The sequence below is a fragment of the Streptomyces sp. NPDC051909 genome, assembly GCF_040681095.1.
GTDB lineage: Bacteria > Actinomycetota > Actinomycetes > Streptomycetales > Streptomycetaceae > Streptomyces.
Window position 1 is genome coordinate 1 of sequence record NZ_JBFAYA010000035.1, and the last position, 16,738, is coordinate 16,738.

At 73.6% G+C, this 16,738-nt stretch carries 17 protein-coding genes; 10 read left to right on the forward strand and 7 right to left on the reverse strand.

Annotated elements, in window-relative coordinates; genetic code table 11:
* Window positions 1-120 precede the first annotated feature (120 nt).
* From AB0M18_RS33185 to AB0M18_RS33205, 5 genes are all read right to left on the reverse strand, one after another.
* Window positions 121-828, reverse strand: coding sequence for a class III extradiol dioxygenase subunit B-like domain-containing protein (locus AB0M18_RS33185; protein ID WP_365764630.1), 708 nt, complete (start codon window positions 826-828; stop codon window positions 121-123).
* Between the two features lie 248 nt (window positions 829-1,076).
* Complete coding sequence (gene miaB, locus AB0M18_RS33190) at window positions 1,077-2,609, reverse strand: tRNA (N6-isopentenyl adenosine(37)-C2)-methylthiotransferase MiaB (protein ID WP_365764632.1); 1,533 nt, start codon at window positions 2,607-2,609, stop codon at window positions 1,077-1,079.
* Window positions 2,606-3,364 carry a HisA/HisF-related TIM barrel protein gene (locus AB0M18_RS33195; RefSeq protein WP_365764634.1) on the reverse strand — a complete coding sequence of 253 codons (759 nt, stop codon included), beginning with the start codon at window positions 3,362-3,364 and terminating at the stop codon, window positions 2,606-2,608. The genes miaB and AB0M18_RS33195 overlap by 4 nt, the downstream gene beginning before the upstream one ends.
* 6 nt (window positions 3,365-3,370) lie before the next feature.
* Complete coding sequence (gene pdxA, locus AB0M18_RS33200) at window positions 3,371-4,363, reverse strand: 4-hydroxythreonine-4-phosphate dehydrogenase PdxA (protein WP_365764636.1); 993 nt, start codon at window positions 4,361-4,363, stop codon at window positions 3,371-3,373.
* On the reverse strand, window positions 4,360-5,520 hold the full coding sequence (locus AB0M18_RS33205) for a four-carbon acid sugar kinase family protein (protein WP_365764638.1): 1,161 nt from the start codon (window positions 5,518-5,520) through the stop codon (window positions 4,360-4,362). The genes pdxA and AB0M18_RS33205 overlap by 4 nt, the downstream gene beginning before the upstream one ends.
* 147 nt (window positions 5,521-5,667) lie before the next feature.
* On the opposite strand from AB0M18_RS33205, the gene AB0M18_RS33210 reads away from it, so the two are divergent.
* Both AB0M18_RS33210 and AB0M18_RS33215 read left to right on the forward strand, forming a co-directional pair.
* Entirely contained in the window at window positions 5,668-6,633 is a 966-nt protein-coding gene (locus tag AB0M18_RS33210; protein WP_365764640.1) for a LysR substrate-binding domain-containing protein, read from the forward strand.
* Between the two features lie 88 nt (window positions 6,634-6,721).
* Complete coding sequence (locus tag AB0M18_RS33215; RefSeq protein ID WP_365764642.1) at window positions 6,722-7,720, forward strand: TAXI family TRAP transporter solute-binding subunit; 999 nt, start codon at window positions 6,722-6,724, stop codon at window positions 7,718-7,720.
* A 12-nt stretch (window positions 7,721-7,732) separates the two neighbouring features.
* Here the strand turns inward: AB0M18_RS33215 and AB0M18_RS33220 are convergent, their stop codons facing one another.
* The gene (locus AB0M18_RS33220; protein WP_365764644.1) at window positions 7,733-9,157 is read right to left on the reverse strand and encodes a HAMP domain-containing sensor histidine kinase; all 1,425 of its coding nucleotides are present in this window, start codon (window positions 9,155-9,157) and stop codon (window positions 7,733-7,735) included.
* An 18-nt stretch (window positions 9,158-9,175) separates the two neighbouring features.
* On the reverse strand, window positions 9,176-9,880 hold the full coding sequence (locus AB0M18_RS33225) for a response regulator transcription factor (RefSeq protein WP_365764646.1): 705 nt from the start codon (window positions 9,878-9,880) through the stop codon (window positions 9,176-9,178).
* 267 nt (window positions 9,881-10,147) lie between these two features.
* Here AB0M18_RS33225 and AB0M18_RS33230 point away from each other — a divergent pair, with 267 nt between their 5' ends.
* The 8 genes from AB0M18_RS33230 (at window position 10,148) to AB0M18_RS33265 (ending at window position 16,738) form a co-directional block, all read left to right on the forward strand.
* Window positions 10,148-10,933, forward strand: coding sequence for an amino acid ABC transporter ATP-binding protein (locus AB0M18_RS33230; RefSeq protein ID WP_365764648.1), 786 nt, complete (start codon window positions 10,148-10,150; stop codon window positions 10,931-10,933).
* Window positions 10,934-11,036: 103 nt separating this feature from the next.
* On the forward strand, window positions 11,037-11,954 hold the full coding sequence (locus AB0M18_RS33235; RefSeq protein WP_365764650.1) for a glutamate ABC transporter substrate-binding protein: 918 nt from the start codon (window positions 11,037-11,039) through the stop codon (window positions 11,952-11,954).
* Window positions 11,955-12,119: 165 nt separating this feature from the next.
* Window positions 12,120-12,767 carry an amino acid ABC transporter permease gene (locus AB0M18_RS33240; protein ID WP_365764652.1) on the forward strand — a complete coding sequence of 216 codons (648 nt, stop codon included), beginning with the start codon at window positions 12,120-12,122 and terminating at the stop codon, window positions 12,765-12,767.
* On the forward strand, window positions 12,764-13,714 hold the full coding sequence (locus AB0M18_RS33245) for an amino acid ABC transporter permease (protein WP_365764654.1): 951 nt from the start codon (window positions 12,764-12,766) through the stop codon (window positions 13,712-13,714). Before AB0M18_RS33240 ends, AB0M18_RS33245 begins: the two co-directional genes overlap by 4 nt.
* 170 nt (window positions 13,715-13,884) lie before the next feature.
* A complete protein-coding gene (locus AB0M18_RS33250; RefSeq protein WP_365764656.1) occupies window positions 13,885-15,567 on the forward strand; it encodes an FAD-dependent monooxygenase in 1,683 nt (560 codons plus the stop codon).
* Window positions 15,568-15,614: 47 nt separating this feature from the next.
* Entirely contained in the window at window positions 15,615-15,686 is a 72-nt protein-coding gene (locus AB0M18_RS33255; RefSeq protein WP_322747027.1) for a putative leader peptide, read from the forward strand.
* 78 nt (window positions 15,687-15,764) lie between these two features.
* On the forward strand, window positions 15,765-16,316 hold the full coding sequence (locus AB0M18_RS33260; RefSeq protein WP_365764658.1) for a cysteine dioxygenase: 552 nt from the start codon (window positions 15,765-15,767) through the stop codon (window positions 16,314-16,316).
* Window positions 16,307-16,738, forward strand: coding sequence for a rhodanese-like domain-containing protein (locus AB0M18_RS33265; protein WP_365764701.1), 432 nt, complete (start codon window positions 16,307-16,309; stop codon window positions 16,736-16,738). Before AB0M18_RS33260 ends, AB0M18_RS33265 begins: the two co-directional genes overlap by 10 nt.

A 16,738-nucleotide genomic window follows, 5' to 3' on the forward strand; every position in this document is an offset into this window, starting at 1 on the left:
CCGCCCGCCCCCCCCCCCCCCGCCGCGCCACCGGCCCCCCCGCACGCCCCCCGGCGGCGCGGGGCCGGGCCCCCGGCCCGCCCGGCCGCCCCCGCCGCCGTGTGGATCGCCCGAGGGCGCCTAACTCCAGGCGGCGACGAAGTAGCCGACGCCGTACGGGGCATCCTCGTAGAGCAGCCGGCCCGCGAGGTCCGCGCCCTCGGCGGCGCCCGCGAGCACCTGCCAGGGCGCCCGGCCGGCCGCCTTCAGCTCGTACGCGAGCTCCGCGTCGAGCGCGAGCAGCGCCGCCGGGTCCGCCGCGCCCAGCGCCCGGCCCACGGCCGCGTCGAAGGGCTCGGCCCGCTCGTCGAGATAGCCGGGGGCCTTCACCGTGCGGCAGGCACTGCCGTCGCCCATGACGAGCAGCGCGACCCGCTCCGCCGACGCGGCGATCTCCCGGCCGGTCGCGGCGCAGCGCGCGGCCTCCAGCGCCTCACCGACGCCCAGGCCCTCGACCGGCGCGTCGGCCCAGTCCGTGTGCTCCAGCAGCCACCCGGCCACGGCCAGGGAGGCCGGCAGCGGCCGGTCGCCGCCGGGCCCCGCCCCGAGCCGTACGGTCACGTCGACACCGAACCCGGCGAAGGACCCGGCCGACCCGGCCGGGAACACCCCCCGCTCCCCCTCGCCGGCGGGCCCGATCACGACCAGCCGGTCGGGCCGGGACGCGGCCAGCACACCGAGCACGTCGGAGCAGGCCGTACGGGCCTCGGCGAGCTCGGACGCGGCCCCGGCCGCGACGGCGGGCACGAGCAGCGGGGGGCAGGGACAGACGGCGGCGGCGACAAGCATGATCCGCAGCCTACTGCGCGGGGCGCCCGCGGCGCGGCGACGACGGTACGGCACGGCCTCGGAGCCCCGGCAGGCACAGCAGGACGGCAGGTGGCGACCACCGGTGGCCCGTACCGGGCCGGGCAGGCCGGACACGCCAGGCGCGCGGGGCACCGCCACGGCACCCCGCCGGGCGCGGCCCGGAAGGGCGGCCGCCGGGCGGGCGCGCAGTGGTGCGGGGCGCCGACGCCCGGCCGGGCGTCAGCGTGTCAGTGGCTGCCGCAGGCCGGCGCGTCCGCGACCGGCAGCGGCTCCGGCACGCCGATCTTCGGCAGGCCGAGCAGCACGCCCGCCGGCTTCGCCGCCTCGGCGGCCGTGCGCTTCTCCCAGGCGTCGCCCGCGCGGGTGCGGCGGACGGCGGTGGTCGGGCCCTCGGCGAGGAGGTGGTGCGGGGCGGCGTAGGTGATCTCGACGGTCACGACGTCGCCGGGGCGCACGTCCTCGTCCGGCTTGGTGAAGTGGACGAGCCGGTTGTCGGGGGCGCGGCCGGAGAGGCGGTGGGTCTCGCCGTCCTTGCGGCCCTCGCCCTCGGCGACCATGACGTCCAGGGTCCGGCCGACCTGCTTCTTGTTCTCCTCCCAGGAGATCTCCTCCTGGAGGGCGACGAGGCGCTCGTAACGCGCCTGCACGACCTCCTTGGGGATCTGGCCCTCCATGGTCGCCGCGGGGGTCCCGGGGCGCTTGGAGTACTGGAAGGTGAAGGCGTTCGCGAAGCGGGCCTCGCGGACCACGTGCATGGTCTGCTCGAAGTCCTCCTCGGTCTCGCCGGGGAAGCCCACGATGATGTCGGTGGAGATGGCGGCGTGCGGGATGGCGGCGCGCACCTTCTCGATGATCCCGAGGAAGCGCTCCTGCCGGTACGAGCGGCGCATCGCCTTCAGGACGGTGTCCGAGCCGGACTGCAGCGGCATGTGCAGCTGCGGCATCACGTTCGGGGTCTCGGCCATCGCCGCGATGACGTCGTCCGTGAAGTCGCGCGGGTGCGGGGAGGTGAAGCGGACCCGCTCCAGGCCCTCGATCTCGCCGCAGGCCCGCAGCAGCTTGCTGAAGGCCTCGCGGTCGCCGAGGTCGGAGCCGTACGCGTTGACGTTCTGGCCGAGCAGGGTGATCTCGGAGACGCCCTCGCCGACCAGCGCCTCGATCTCGGCGAGGATGTCGCCGGGCCGGCGGTCCTCCTCCTTGCCGCGCAGCGCCGGGACGATGCAGAAGGTGCAGGTGTTGTTGCAGCCGACGGAGATCGAGACCCAGGCGGCGTACGCGGACTCGCGGCGGGTCGGCAGCGTCGACGGGAACGCCTCCAGGGACTCCGCGATCTCGACCTGCGCCTCCTCCTGGATCCGGGCGCGCTCCAGGAGCACCGGCAGCTTGCCGATGTTGTGGGTGCCGAAGACGACGTCGACCCAGGGGGCCCGCTTGACGATGGTGTCGCGGTCCTTCTGCGCCAGGCAGCCGCCGACGGCGATCTGCATGCCGGGCCGGGCGGCCTTCATCGGGGCGAGGTGGCCGAGGTTGCCGTACAGCTTGTTGTCGGCGTTCTCACGGACCGCGCAGGTGTTGAAGACCACGACGTCGGCGTCGCCGTTGGAGCCTTCGGGGGCACGGACGTAACCAGCGTCCTCAAGGAGGCCGGAGAGCCGCTCGGAGTCGTGGACGTTCATCTGGCACCCGTAGGTGCGCACTTCGTAGGTTCGTGCTTCGCCCACTTCGTCCACTGCTCCGGTCCGGTCGCTGCTGCTGGTCATCCCTCAAGGGTAAGGGGGTCGCGGAGCTGCCCCGCCCGCTCGCCCCACGGCCCCGGGCGGGCCCCGGACGGACCGTGGCGCCGGGCCGGCCGGCCGGCGGCCGCGAGCACCGCCGTGAGCTGCGCGGCGAGTCCGCCGGCGGCGGGCCGGACGGTTCCCGCGAAGGCCGCCGAACCGACCGTGAAGGCGTCGGCGCCCGCCTCGGCCAGGGCGTGGATCTGCGCGTCCGTGGTGATCGCCCCCGCGACGACGAGGCGTCCGGTGGTCGCCGCCCGGGCGGCCCGCACCAGGTCGAGCGGGTCGGCCTCGGTGGCGCGGTGGGCGAGGAGGTCGACGCCCGCGCAGCCGGCCGCCTCGGCGCGGCGGCAGTCGGCGGCGATCCGGGCCGGGTCGCCGGCCAGGCGGGTGGGGTGGCCGAGCGGTTCGCCGACGAAGGGGAGGTAGCGGATCGGCGTACCGGAGAGCAGGGCGAGGGTCTCGTCGACCCAGGTGCCGCCCATCAGCTGGTCGACCCCGAGGTCGGCCGCGGCCCGGACGGAGTCGAGGGCCTGCTCGCGGGTGGTCGACACGACCTCCAGGTAACTGGTGGCGCCGAGGTCCCGGATCTGCGTGTGGAGCCGGCGCAGGGTGGTGGGATCCACGCCGACGTCCTTGAAGCCGATGTGGGTGATGCCGAGTTCGCGGACGGAGTCGAGGACGTGCAGGCAGTCGGTGACGGTCCGGTCGTCGCGGGTGAGCATGAAGACGAAGTCCATGGAGGCCTAATCCTCGGGTTCCTCGGGAGTGAGTTCGGTGGCGTGGCGCAGGGCGGTGAGCAGGCTCGTGTGGTCGGCGGTGCCGGTGCCCGCGAGGTCGAAGGCGGTGCCGTGGTCGACGCTGGTGCGCACGAACGGCAGGCCGAGGGTGATGTTGACGCCGTGTTCCAGGCCCAGGTACTTCACCGGGATCAGACCCTGGTCGTGGTACTGGGCGACGACCGCGTCGAACTCCCCCTCGCGGGCCCGCAGGAAGACGGTGTCGGCGGGCCACGGGCCGCTCGCGTCGATGCCCTCCGCGCGGGCGGCCCGCACGGCCGGGGCGATGACGTCGAGGTCCTCGCGGCCGAAGAGACCGTTCTCGCCCGCGTGCGGGTTCAGTCCGGCGACGGCGATCCTGGGCCTGCCGCCGAGGCTTTGGTGGGTGAGCCGGATGATGTCCAGTTCCCGTTCCACGGTGAGCGCGTCGATCGCCGTGCGCAGGGACTGGTGGACGGTGACGAGGACGACCCGCAGGCGGTCGTCGGCCATCATCATCGCGTAGCGCTCGGTGCCGGTGAGCTCGGCCAGGATCTCGGTGTGGCCGGGGTGCGGGACGCCCGCGAGGCGCAGGGCCTCCTTGTTGATCGGCGCGGTGGTGAGGGCGCGCACCTGGCCGGCGAGGGCGAGGGCGACGCCCTTGTGCACGTACGCGTAGGAGGCCGCGCCCGCGGTCGCCGCGACCGTGCCGAGGGCGAGGTCGGCGGGCAGGCCGGGCCCGGTGGGCAGCACGTCCAGGACGCCGGGCGTACGGCCGGCGTCCGTCGTGTCCCGTACGGGGCGGACCCTGAGGGCCACCCCGGTGGTGCGGCACGCGCGCGTGAGGGCGCCGGGGTCGCCGATGACGAGCACGGGGGCGGGCAGCCGGGGGTCGGCGCAGGCTCTGACGGTGATCTCCGGGCCGATGCCGTGCGGGTCGCCCATGGTGACGGCGATGGGACGGGTGCCGGGTCCGGTCAACGGGTGCCTCCCGCGAGGAGCGTGGTGAGGCGGACCAGGGTGTCGTCGTCGCCGAAGCCGCCCGCCTTGACGAGGACGGGGAGACCGGCGGCGTCCGGGTGGCCGGAGGTGTCGGGGTGGCCGGAGGTGTCGGGCGCCTCACCGTCCGGTCGGCCGTCCGCGGCCCCGGCCCGCACGCCGTACAGCGTGCCGCGGGCGATGCCCGGTTCCGGTTCGTCGTACAGCTCGATGCCGGTGGCACCGAGCGCGCCGAGGACGGCCGCGGCGGTCTCCCCTCCGGTCAGGACGAGGCCGTCGGCCCGCCCCTCGGTGACCGCGCGCCGGGTCTCCTCGACGAGCTCGCGCAGCAACGAGGCGGGCTCGGTGCCGCGTTCCTCGGGGGTGTGGACGGCGGCGCCCGCCACGGCGCGCAGGGCGGCGAGCTGCCGGCGGCTGGCGGGGTTGGCGCTGCCGACGACGGCCAGGGGGCGGTGTACGGGCGGGAGTTCGGGGCGGGGTGCGGCAGGGGTACGGGTGCGGTGCCGGGCCAGTGCGTCGGCGAGGCCCGGAGAGCCGACCCACAGCACCTCCTCGGGGCGTGGCACCGCGGCCACGACCGCGTCGAGGTCGGCGTCGGTGCGGGCCGAGCAGACGAACACCCCGCCCTCCGCGACCAGTCGGGGCAGCTCGGAGAGCGCATCGGGTTCGAGGAGTACGGCCTCCGGGAGGAGCCGGGCGAGGTCCGCCGTGCGGACCGGGTGCGCGGGGTCGCGGGCGAACTCGCTCGCGTCGACCCGTGCACCCCGCACGTACTGCACGCCCGCCGCCGTCGTACGGCCCTCGGCGGGAAAGGCGGGGGCGAGGATCGCGGCGCGGCGACCGGAGCCGGCGAGCGCGGCGCGCAGCTCGGCGGCGACATGGCCGCGCAGAGTCGAGTCGACCGTCTTGATCAGGATGTCGGCGCCGGCGTACGCGCCGGCCGCGCGCCGCGTCCGGGCGGCGGCCTCGGTCGCGGCGGTGATCCGGGTGCCGAGGTCGACGGCCGTGACGCCGTCCCCGAGGGCGGTGGACGGTTCGAAGAGGACCAGGGCGCGGTGGCCGGTCCGGCGGAAGGGGGCGGCGCCGTCGGCGGCGCTGGTGAGGTCGTCGGCGAGGACGACGACGGAGGAGGGCGGCATCGCTGGGTGGACCCCTCGGGTGGGCGGGTGGGTGCGTGAGCGGACGGCGGACAACCGTCGACCGCTGTGACGGGATCAACCCTCGCTCCGCACGAAGCCGCAGGACAAGCGATTCCTTCTCACACGTCCTGTGACTAGATTTCACGCATGACCCGGCCGGACCTGCCCCCGCTGACCACCCTGCTCCCCTTCGAGGCCGCCGTCCGCCACGCGAGCATGACCCGGGCCGCGCAGGAGCTCCATGTCACGCACGGCGCGGTCAGCCGGCAGGTGCGGAACCTGGAGAAGGCGCTCGGCACCGAGCTGTTCGAGCGCGGTCCGCGCTCGCTGCGGCCCACCCCGCAGGCCCGTCGGCTCGCCACCGCCGTGCGGGACGCGCTCGATCTGGTCGAGGAGGCCGCGCGGGAGATCTCGGGCGGCCGGGAACGGGGCGGCGGTCCGCTCGCCCTGTCCTGCGAGCCGACGCTGCTGATGCGCTGGCTCATCCCGCGGCTGCCGGACCTCACGGCACGGCATCCCGGTCTGACCGTGCATCTGTCGGCGGGCGGCGGGCCGGTGGACTTCGCCCGGGACCCGGTCGACGCGGCCGTGCGCCGGGACGACTTCCCCGTACCGGAAGGGGTGAGCCGGGTGCCGCTGTTCGAGGAATGGATCGGCCCGGTGTGCCGGCCGGAGCCGGCCGAACGGCTCCGGGCGGGCGAGCCCGTCACCCTGCTGCACACCGGCACCCGGCCGTCCGCCTGGGCCGACTGGCACCGCCTGACCGGCGAGACGTCCACGGTCGGCGGCGAGCAGACCTTCGAGCACTTCTACCTCGCGCTCCAGGCGGCCGTGGCCGGCGTGGGCGTCGCCGTCGGCCCGTACGCGCTCGTCCACGACGACCTCGTGCGGGGCCAGTTGGCGGCCCCGTACGGGTTCGTCGCGGACGGGACGGGCTACGGGCTGCTCACCCCGCGCCCGCCGGAGCGCGATCCCCGGCTCGCCACGCTGCTCGGCTGGCTGCGCGAGCAGGCGGCCGACCTGATCCCGCCCGGCGGCCCGATCCCAGGCAGCCCGGACCCAGGTAGCCCGGACCCAGGTGACTCGATCCCAGGCAGCCCGGTCCCAGGCTGAGCGGTCGGCCGAGCGGCACGGGCGTTCCCGGCCGGGAACGTGACGTCCGTCCTGGCCAGGACGGGGAGCGAGCTGGCAGGATCGCGGCATGCCCACCGTTCTGTCCCGTGCCGCCCGCCGTCGCCTGCTCCAGGTCTCGGCGGCGTTGCTGGTCCTCGCGGGGGTGCTCGTCTGGTGGCTGGTTCCGTTCGGTGCGAAGACGCCGAGCGGGCACGTGACCTTCAGCACCGGGGTGTCGTCGGGCGTGTACCAGCAGTACGGAGAGCTGCTGCGGCAGGCCCTCGGCCGCGATCTGCCCGAGGTCTCGATAACGCTGAAGGACAGCGAGGGCTCCCAGCAGAACCTCGCCCGGCTCGCCTCCGGCGAGGCCGACATCACGGTGGCGACGGCGGACGCCGTGGGCCAGTACCTGCGGGACCGCAAGCCCGGCTTCGAGAAGCTGCGCGGCTGCGCCCGGCTCTACGACGACTACGTCCAGGTGATCGTCCCCAAGGGCTCACCGGTGGGGACCGTGGCCGATCTGCGCGGGCTGCGGGTCGGCGTCGGGCAGCCGGGCTCGGGCGTGCGGCTGATCGCCGACCGGGTGCTCGCGGCGGCCGGGGTCACCCCGGACGTCGACGTCGTGCCGGTCTCGGCCGGCATCGACACCATGCCGAAGCTGATGGAGGAGCGGAAGCTGGACGCCTTCTTCTGGTCCGGCGGACTGCCCACCGAGGCCGTCCAGAAGCTGTCCGAGCGGCTGCCGGTCCGGCTCGTGCCGCTGGACCCCGACCTGGTGGACAGCCTGCACGACGTGGGCGGCTCCACCCGCTTCTACCGCTCGGCGAACATCCCGGGCGACGCTTACAGCCTGGCCCAGAGCGGCAACCCGGTGGACACGGTGGCGGTGGCGAACATCCTGGTCACCACCGAGGACGCCGACCCCGACCTGGTGGAGGGCCTCACCCGCACGGTGATCGACAGCCGCGACGGCATCGGCAGCCAGGTGCACCCGGCGCAGCTGGTGGACCTGCGGACGGCGATCTACACCGAGCCGCTGCCGCTGCACGAGGGCGCCCGCCGCTACTACCGCTCCGTGAAGCCGTAGAGCACCCTCCCGCTAGGGGGTGTCCGTGTCCCGGCCCGTCCGCGGGTCCTCGCGCGGTACGCCCACCGTCACCCGCAGCCCGTGCGGTGCGTTCCGGGCGTACGCGATGGTGCCGCCGCCCGCCGCGAGCAGCACGCGCGAGATGGACAGGCCGAGGCCGGAGCCCTTGATGTTCTGGTGCCGCCCGGAGCGCCAGAAGCGGTCGCCGACGCGCTCCAGCTCCTCGTCGGTGAGTCCGGGGCCGCGGTCGGCGACCTCGATCTCGACGGCCGAGCGGCCCGGGGCGTGCCGGACCTCGACGGTGACGTCCTCGCCGGCCGGGGTGAACTTCAGGGCGTTGTCGATCACCGCGTCGAGCGCGCTGGACAGCGCCACCGGGTCGGCCCAGGCGGTGACGGGGCAGGTCGAGGCGCTCAGCGTGACGCCCTTGTCGTCGGCGACCGGCCGCCAGGACATGACCCGCTCGTCGGTCAGCGCGCCGATGTCGGTGAGCCGCAGATCGGCGGCGGTGTGCTCGGCGAGGGCGAGGTCGAGCAGGTCGTCGAGGACCTGCGCGAGCCGCTTGCCCTCGGTGCGCACCGAGGCGATCTCCTCGTTGCCCTCGGGCAGCTCCAGGGCGAGCAGCTCGATCCGCAGGAGCAGCGCGGCGAGCGGGTTGCGCAGCTGGTGCGAGGCGTCGGCGACGAAGGCCCGCTGCTGGTCGAGGACGTCTTCGACGTGGTCGGCCATCTCGTTGAACGAGCGGGCCAGGCGACGCAGTTCGGGCGGTCCGCCGGTCGCGGCGACGCGGGAGTTCATTTGGCCGGTGGCGATGTCGTGGGTGACGGCGTCGAGGACGCGGACCGGCCGGAGCACCCAGCCGGTGAGCCGGAAGGCGGCGCCGACCGCGAGCAGCATGGCGGCGGCCTCGCCGGCGAAGATCAGCAGCCAGCCGTGCAGGATCCGGGAGCGCAGGTCGCCGGTGGGCGAGTCGGTGACGACGACGGCGATGACGTCCCCGTCCTGGACGACCGGGGAGGCGACGATCAGCCGCGCGTCGCCCTGCCAGGGCCAGACCTGGGAGGGGTCGTGGCTTCGGCGGCCGAGCAGCGCCTCGTTGAAGGCGCGCCTGGCCTCGCCGTCGTACGGGACGACCCAGTCGTCCGGTGCGACGGCCATCGCCCGGTTGTCGCGGTAGAAGATGCCGGCCCGGATGTCGTACACCTCGTGGTAGCTGGCGAGTTCGCCGCTCAGCGTGGCGCGCCGCTCGTCGGGGGCGAAGCGGCTCTCGGAATTGACGAACTGGGCGAGCGCGGCGAACCGTGCCTCGTCGTCGAGCCGGTCGACGACCACCCGCTGCTGCTCGGAGGCGGCGGTGCTGGCGGCCAGCGGGAAGCCGAGGGCCAGCAGGACGCCGGCCATCAGCACGATGAGGAGCGGGAGGAGTCGGGTGCGCACGGGTGGGACGGCCGGTGCCTACGCGGCGGGTGCGACGAGCCGGTAGCCGACGCCCCGCACGGTCTCGATCAGGGCGGGCATGCGCAACTTCGAGCGCAGGGAGGCGACATGGACCTCCAGGGTGCGGCCGGTGCCCTCCCAGTTGGTCTGCCAGACCTCGCTGATGATCTGCTCGCGCCGGAAGACCACACCGGGCCGCTGGGCGAGCAGGGCGAGCAGGTCGAACTCCTTGCGGGTGAGCGGGACGACCTCGTCGTCGACGCTGACCCGGCGGGTGGGCAGCTCGATGGTGACGGTGCCGAGCCGCAGGGTGCTGTCCTCGCCGGTGCCGCCCGCCTCGTCACCGCCGGAGCTGCGCCGGCTGACGGCGTGGATGCGGGCCAGGAGCTCGCCGGTGTCGTAGGGCTTGACCACGTAGTCGTCGGCGCCGAGATTGAGACCGTGGATCCGGGAGCGCACGTCGGCCCGCGCGGTGACCATGATCACCGGGGTGCTGGTGAGCTTCCGGATGCGTCCGCAGACCTGGTAGCCGTCCTGGTCGGGCAGGCCCAGGTCGAGCAGGATCACCCCGTACGAGGGACGCTCGCCGTGCGCGGCGGGCAGCACGGCCTGCAGCGCCTCCTCGCCGTTGCGGGCGTGGGTGACGGCGAAGCCGTGCCGGGCGAGGATCGCGGAGAGCGCGGCGGCGACGTGGTCGTCGTCCTCGACGAGCAGCAGTCTCACGGGGGCCCTCCTTCGTGGTCTCGTACGGGCGCGCGGGCTCGCGGGGTGGCGGGCTCGCGGGGTGGCGATGCGGTGCGTGACGTCGTGAGCGACGCCGTAGGTGATGACTATCTGTGTACCAGGGCGTGAACAGCAGGGCCATCCCGTTCACGCAGAGTGTCCGGAAGCGACCGTATCGTTATGCTCAAACTTCGCTCAGATGTGGTGACTCCCCGTCGCCCCGATCTCTAGTGTCCTCCCCAACCGAGCAGGACGGAGCAGGAGCCGATGAGCGGAGTGTCAGTGACCAAGGGTTCGGAGAACGCCGTACCGGCCACGGACGACCTGGTCGTGCTGTCCGACGTGAACAAGCACTTCGGCGCGCTGCACGTGCTGCAGGACATCGACCTGACGATCCACCGGGGCGAGGTCGTGGTGGTCATCGGGCCGTCCGGGTCCGGCAAGTCCACGCTGTGCCGCACGATCAACCGGCTGGAGACGATCGACTCCGGCAGCATCACCATCGACGGCCGGCCGCTGCCCCAGGAGGGCAGGGAGCTGGCACGGCTGCGGTCCGACGTCGGCATGGTCTTCCAGTCCTTCAACCTCTTCGCGCACAAGACGGTGCTCGAGAACGTGATGCTGGGCCAGGTCAAGGTCCGCCGGACGGAGGAGAAGGCGGCGGAGGCCAAGGCCCGCGCACTGCTCGACCGGGTCGGCGTCGGCACCCAGGCCGACAAGTACCCGGCGCAGCTCTCCGGCGGTCAGCAGCAGCGCGTGGCGATCGCCCGCGCGCTCGCCATGGACCCGAAGGTCATCCTGTTCGACGAGCCGACCTCGGCGCTCGACCCGGAGATGATCAACGAGGTCCTGGAGGTCATGCAGCAGCTGGCCCAGGAAGGCATGACGATGGTCGTCGTCACGCACGAGATGGGCTTCGCCCGCTCCGCCGCCAACCGCGTGGTGTTCATGGCCGACGGCAGGATCGTGGAACAGGCCAGCCCCGACGAGTTCTTCAGCAACCCGCGCAGCGACCGCGCCAAGGACTTCCTCTCGAAGATCCTGCACCACTGAGGCGCGACGCCCGGATCGCCACGGCGCCCGGAACTCCTTAGTGACAGCGAGCAACTTGCTGCACACTGACGATCAACCAACCACGACCTGAGGGATGTTCACGATGAAGCTCCGCAAGACCGCGGCCGTGGCCGTCGCCGTGCTCGCACTGACCGCGACCGCCTGTGGCGGCAAGGAGGGCTCGGCCGGCGACAAGCCCGCCACCAAGCCCGGTGACGCCGGCGCCCCCAAGCTCCCCACGTACACCGTGGCGAGCGGCGTGACCCTGGACTCGGCGACCTTCAAGAAGGCCAAGGAGCGCGGCAAGCTGATCATCGGCTCCAAGGCCGACCAGCCGTACCTCGGCTTCGAGGACCAGGCGACGAAGAAGCGCTCCGGCTTCGACATCGAGATCGCCAAGATGATCGCCGCCGACCTGGGCTTCTCCGAGGACCAGATCGAGTGGAAGACGGTCGACTCCAAGCTCCGCGAGACCGCCATCTCCACCGGCCAGGTCGACTACTACGTCGGCACCTACACGATCAACGACAAGCGCAAGGCGCAGGTCGGCTTCGCGGGCCCGTACTACCAGGCCGGCGCCGACCTCCTGGTCCGCAAGGACGAGACCGCGATCACCGGACCGGAGACCCTGAAGGGCAAGAAGGTCTGCTCGATCACGGGCTCGACCCCGCTCCAGGAGATCAAGAAGCCGCAGTACGGCGCGGAGACCGTCGAGCTCGGCAAGTACTCCGACTGCGTGCAGCAGCTGCTCACCAAGCAGGTCGACGCCGTCACCACCGACGACTCGATCCTCAAGGGCTACGCGGCCGCCAACGCCGGCAAGCTCAAGGTCATCGGCAAGCCGTTCACCAAGGAGCCGTACGGCATCGGCATGAACAAGGACGACAAGGTCCTGCGCGACAAGGTGAGCGACATCCTGGAGACGCACCAGAAGGACGGCACCTACAAGAAGATCTACGAGGCCACCCTCGGCCTCTCGGGCTCGGCCTACACCGAGCCGCCGGCGCTCGTCCGCTACTGATCCACGCGATCCGCTGATCCGGCGTGAGCGCCCCGTAGCCCCGCCCCCTCCCCTCGGGGCTGCGGGGCGCCCCGCCCCCCTGCCCGTACGCCCAGGCCCTGCCGTACGCCCTGCCGTACGGCTGCCGCACGCAAGCCCGCCGCCGACTGCCGACGCGGAGTCCTCATGAACGTACTGCTCGACCATTTCGCGGAGTTCCGCAACGGATTCATCGGAACCGTGGAGATCACCGCCGTCAGCTCGGTGATCGCGCTGGTCCTCGGCATCGTCGTGGCCGGCTTCCGGGTCTCCCCCGTCCCCCCGCTGCGCGCCTTCGGCACCGCGTGGGTGACGCTGCTGCGCAACACCCCGCTGACGCTGCTCTTCCTGGTCTTCGTCTTCGTGGTCCCGGAGATCCTCTTCCCGGGCATGAGCTCCTTCCTGCTCGCCTCGCTGGCGCTCGGCTTCTACACCTCGTCCTTCGTGTGCGAGGCCGTCCGCTCCGGCATCAGCACCGTGCCGCTGGGCCAGGCCGAGGCCGCCCGCTCGCTCGGTCTGACCTTCTCCCAGACGCTGCGCCTGATCGTGCTGCCGCAGGCCACCCGCACGGTGCTGCCGCCGCTGAGCTCGATCTTCATCGCGCTGACCAAGAACTCGGCCATCGCGGGCGCCTTCAGCGTCACCGAACTCTTCGGCTGGCAGACGCTGATGAGCGAGCAGGGCTACGCGATCATCCCGATCTTCCTCTGGGTGGCCGCCGCCTACCTCGTCATCACCTTCGCGATCAGCGGTCTCTTCCGTCTCCTGGAGCGCAACATGGAGGTCGCCCGATGAGCGCCAGCGTTCTCTTCGACGCACCCGGCCCCAAGGCCAGGGTCCGCAACCGGATCTACGCGGTCGTCGGCGGCCTCGCGATCCTCGCCCTGCTCGCGGTCAGCGTGATGCGGCTGAGCGACAAGGGGCATCTCGCCCCCGAGATGTGGGACATCTTCAACTACGCGGGCATCCGGCAGAACATCGCCGACGCCCTGCTGGCCACCCTGAAGGCCTTCGGTCTGGCGGCCGTCGGCTCCCTCGTCCTCGGTGTGCTGCTCGCCGTCGCCCGGATGTCCGACCACGCCCCGGTGCGCTGGGTCGCCACCGCCTTCATCGAGGTCTTCCGCTCCATCCCGCTGCTCATCACGATCTTCGCGGTCTGGGTCGCCTTCCTCACCGACTACCCGATGTGGGCGCTCGCCCTCGGCCTGTCGGTCTACAACGGCTGCGTGCAGGCCGAGGTGCTGCGCGCCGGCGTCAACGCGGTGCCGCGCGGCCAGCGCGAGGCGGCCTACGCGCTCGGCATGACCAAGACCCAGGTGATGACCAGCGTCCTGCTGCCGCAGGCGGTCCGGTCGATGCTGCCGACGATCATCAGCCAGCTGGTGGTGACCCTCAAGGACACCTCGCTCGGCTACATGATCCTCTACCCCGAGCTGCTCTACTCGGCCCGGCTGATCGCCTCCAACACCCTGGTCAACGGCCAGTACCCGTACGTCTCCGTGATCGTGGTCTTCGGCACCATCTACATCGCGCTGTGCCTCGCGCTCTCGGCGCTCGCCACCTGGATCGAGCGGCGCGGCAGCCGGGCGAAGACCGGCATCAAGGTCGCCGACCCGGTCGTGACGGCGGTCCTGCCCGCCCAGGCCACCGCGGCGGCGGCGGAGACCGCGGGCCTCGCCGACGGGGCGGTCGCCGGACCGGCCGCGGGACCCGCCGACGGCCCTGGCATCACGAAGAACTGACGGCATGTGACATCATCCGGGGGCAGTGGCGACGCCGCTGCCCCCGCTCACTTGACGCGGGCACCCCCAGTGGGTTGCATACGTTCTGTGATCAAGCTCCGGGCCAGCGCCTCGCGCCGCTGTGCAACCCGCATGACCGTACGGCCTCGCAAGCCTTCAGGAGCCGCGCCGTGGACCCGGTGATCATCGTGGGCGCGGGGCCCGTCGGCCTCGCGCTCTCCCTCGCCCTGGCCGCCCAGGACGTGCCCAGCGTCGTCCTCGACGAGAGCGCCGGCAAGGAGGACCCGCGGCCCGCCCGCACCGTGGTGCTCCGGGCCGACATGGCCGCCCTCCTCGAACGCCTGGGCTGCGCCACCCTGCGTGACGAGGGGGTGCGCTGGGTCGGCTGGCGCTCGATGCGCCGCCGCCAGGAGACCCGGCACGTGCGGCTCGACCTGGGCCTGGGCACCGGCGGCGCCGACGCGGACGGCCCCGACGGCCCGGGCGGCGAGTCCGCGGGACCGGCCGCCCCGCTGCACGTCACCCAGCACGCCCTGGCCCGCGGGCTGCGCGACGCCATCGCCCGCCAGGACCTGATCACCCTGGTCGCCGAGTCCCGGGTCGACACGATCGAGCAGGACGCGCACGGCGTCAGCGCCCACACCCGCGGCCCGGACGGCACCTGGTGGCGCGGCAGCCATCTGGTCGGCTGCGACGGCGCCCGCTCCACCGTGCGCAAGCTGCTCGGCATCCGCTTCCCCGGGCGGACCGCCGTGGAACGGCACGCGGTCGCCGCGCTGCGCACCGAACTCCCCTGGGCCGGCGAGGCCCTGCTGCACCGTCAGCCGCCGTGGCGGGGTGCCGGCGACGAGATCAGCGCCCGGCCGCTGCCCGACGGGGTGTGGCGGATCGACTGGCTGCTGCCGCCGCGCGGCGAACTGGTCACCCCCGACGCGCTCGTCACCCGCATCCGCGACACCCTGGCCGGCTGGTGCGAGGGCGTCACCCCGCCGTACGACCTGATCGACACCGGCGTCTACACCGTGCACCACCGGCTCGCCCGGCGCTGGCGGGCGGACCGGGTCTTCCTCGCCGGCGACGCGGCGCACCTGCTCGGCGCGGTCGGCACCCAGGGCCTCGACGAGGGGCTGCGGGACGTCGACAACCTGGCCTGGAAGCTGGCGTACGCCTGGCACCACCGGGATGCCTCGCCGGTGCTGCTGGACAGCTACCAGAGCGAGCGCCGGGCGGCCGTCGCCGGTCTGCTGCGCGCGGCCGACCAGGCCCTTCCGGTGCTACGGGGCGGCGGGGGGCTGCGCACGATCCTGCCCGGCGGCGGCCGGAGCCACGACATCCTGCTCACCGACGGGCATCTGGGCCGCGGCCCGCTGGGCGCACTGCCCGCCTACCCGCACTCGCCGCTTGCGCCCGAGCCGACCGAGGGCCGGATCCCGGTGGGCACCCCGGACGGCGGTCCGGTCGAGGACGTCCGGGTGACCGCTCCCGACGGCACCACGGTACGGCTCCGCGACCGCCTCGGACAGGGCCGGCTCCTCGTCCTCCTGGTCGCCCCCGGCACCGGGGTGTGGGACCGGCGGCACTGGGTGAGCGCGGGCGTGATGCCCAGGCTCGCCGAGGCCGTGGACGCCCTGCCCGCCCCGGCCGAGCTCCTGGTCACCGAGGCCTACCCGGGCGCCCCGGCCCACGCGGTGCTCCTGGTCCGCCCGGACGGGCACCTGGCCGCCGCCTTCGCCGGGGTGCGCCCGGAGGAGCTGCACGCGGCCGCCGACGCGGTACGGGGCGGGGAGCCGGACCCGGCGGACGCCGCGGCGGACACGCCGGCCGACACCGCCCGTACCGCGGACGTCAATTGACCCCGACCGGGGTGCGTGGTGTACTCCGGAGCGTGACCGACACCGATGTGCGCCTGTGGCGGAGGGTCCATATGGACCTGATCCGCTACGCGGGCTGCGTGTGTCGTCCGTCCTGCTGAATTCGCCTCCCCTCTGACGGCTTTCGCGCGCGCCCCGGCCGGGCCCGCGCGTTCTCGCGAACCCCAGGACGGTCCCCCGTGCCTCAGACACAGCACGCCTCCGCGCCCGTTTCCTCCTCCGCCCCGGTCTCCTCCTCGGCTCCGACCGAGGCCGAACTCCTCGACTTCGTCCGGCGCACCGCCGCCGACGCCGCCCTCGTCCTCTCGCTCCCGCTGGATCCGGAGGGCCGCACCTGGGTGCGGCTCGACGGTCCGGGCGGCAGCGAGGCCTGGCTGATCGGCTGGCCCCCGGGCACCGGGACCGGCTGGCACGACCACGCCGAGTCGCTGGGCGCCTTCGCCACCGCGCGCGGCGTCCTGCGGGAGAACTCGCTGGCCGTGCGCCTCCCGGCGGGCGGCTGGAAGACCCTCGAACTCACCGACGACGTGGATCGCAGCCGGGCCCTCCCGGCCGGCCGGGGCCGTGCCTTCGGCCACCACCACGTGCACGAGGTGCTCAACGAGTCCCCCGTCGAGCACGCGGTCTCGGTGCACGCCTACTACCCGCCGCTGCCCCTGATCCGCCGCTTCAGCCGCACCGGCCCGGTGCTGCGCCTGGAGCAGGTCGAGCGTCCGGAGGACTGGCAGTGAGCATCGGCATCGACGCCCTGTTGGAGCGTGTACGGGCCGGGCTCGACCGGCTCGATCCCCGCACCGCCCACGCGGCCTGGCGGGCGGGCGACGCCCTGCTCGTCGACACCCGCTACGCGGCCCTGCGCGAGCGCGACGGTCTGGTCCCGGGCGCGCTGGTGGTGGAGCGCAACGAGCTGGAGTGGCGGCTCGACCCCCTGGGCAGCCACCGCGCCCCTGAGGCGGACAGCCACGACCTGCGGATCGTGGTCCTCTGCAACGAGGGCTACGCCTCCTCCCTCGCCGCCGAGTCACTCCGTCGGCTCGGCCTCCACCGCGCGACGGACGTCATCGGCGGCTTCCAGGCCTGGAAGGCGGCGGGCCTCCCGGTCCTCCTCCCCACGCCCCGCCCGGAGGAGGGGCCTGTGGACCCGACCCACTGA

Coding starts and splice junctions, on each gene's coding strand:
- AB0M18_RS33245 (WP_365764654.1), top strand. CDS start 12,764: ATGAGCGCCAGCGTTCTCTTCGACGCACCCGGCCCCAAGGCCAGGGTC.
- AB0M18_RS33215 (WP_365764642.1), top strand. CDS start 6,722: ATGCCCACCGTTCTGTCCCGTGCCGCCCGCCGTCGCCTGCTCCAGGTC.
- AB0M18_RS33235 (WP_365764650.1), top strand. CDS start 11,037: ATGAAGCTCCGCAAGACCGCGGCCGTGGCCGTCGCCGTGCTCGCACTG.
- AB0M18_RS33240 (WP_365764652.1), top strand. CDS start 12,120: ATGAACGTACTGCTCGACCATTTCGCGGAGTTCCGCAACGGATTCATC.
- miaB (WP_365764632.1), bottom strand. CDS start 2,609: ATGACCAGCAGCAGCGACCGGACCGGAGCAGTGGACGAAGTGGGCGAA.
- AB0M18_RS33185 (WP_365764630.1), bottom strand. CDS start 828: ATGCTTGTCGCCGCCGCCGTCTGTCCCTGCCCCCCGCTGCTCGTGCCC.
- AB0M18_RS33210 (WP_365764640.1), top strand. CDS start 5,668: ATGACCCGGCCGGACCTGCCCCCGCTGACCACCCTGCTCCCCTTCGAG.
- AB0M18_RS33205 (WP_365764638.1), bottom strand. CDS start 5,520: ATGCCGCCCTCCTCCGTCGTCGTCCTCGCCGACGACCTCACCAGCGCC.
- AB0M18_RS33195 (WP_365764634.1), bottom strand. CDS start 3,364: ATGGACTTCGTCTTCATGCTCACCCGCGACGACCGGACCGTCACCGAC.
- AB0M18_RS33230 (WP_365764648.1), top strand. CDS start 10,148: ATGAGCGGAGTGTCAGTGACCAAGGGTTCGGAGAACGCCGTACCGGCC.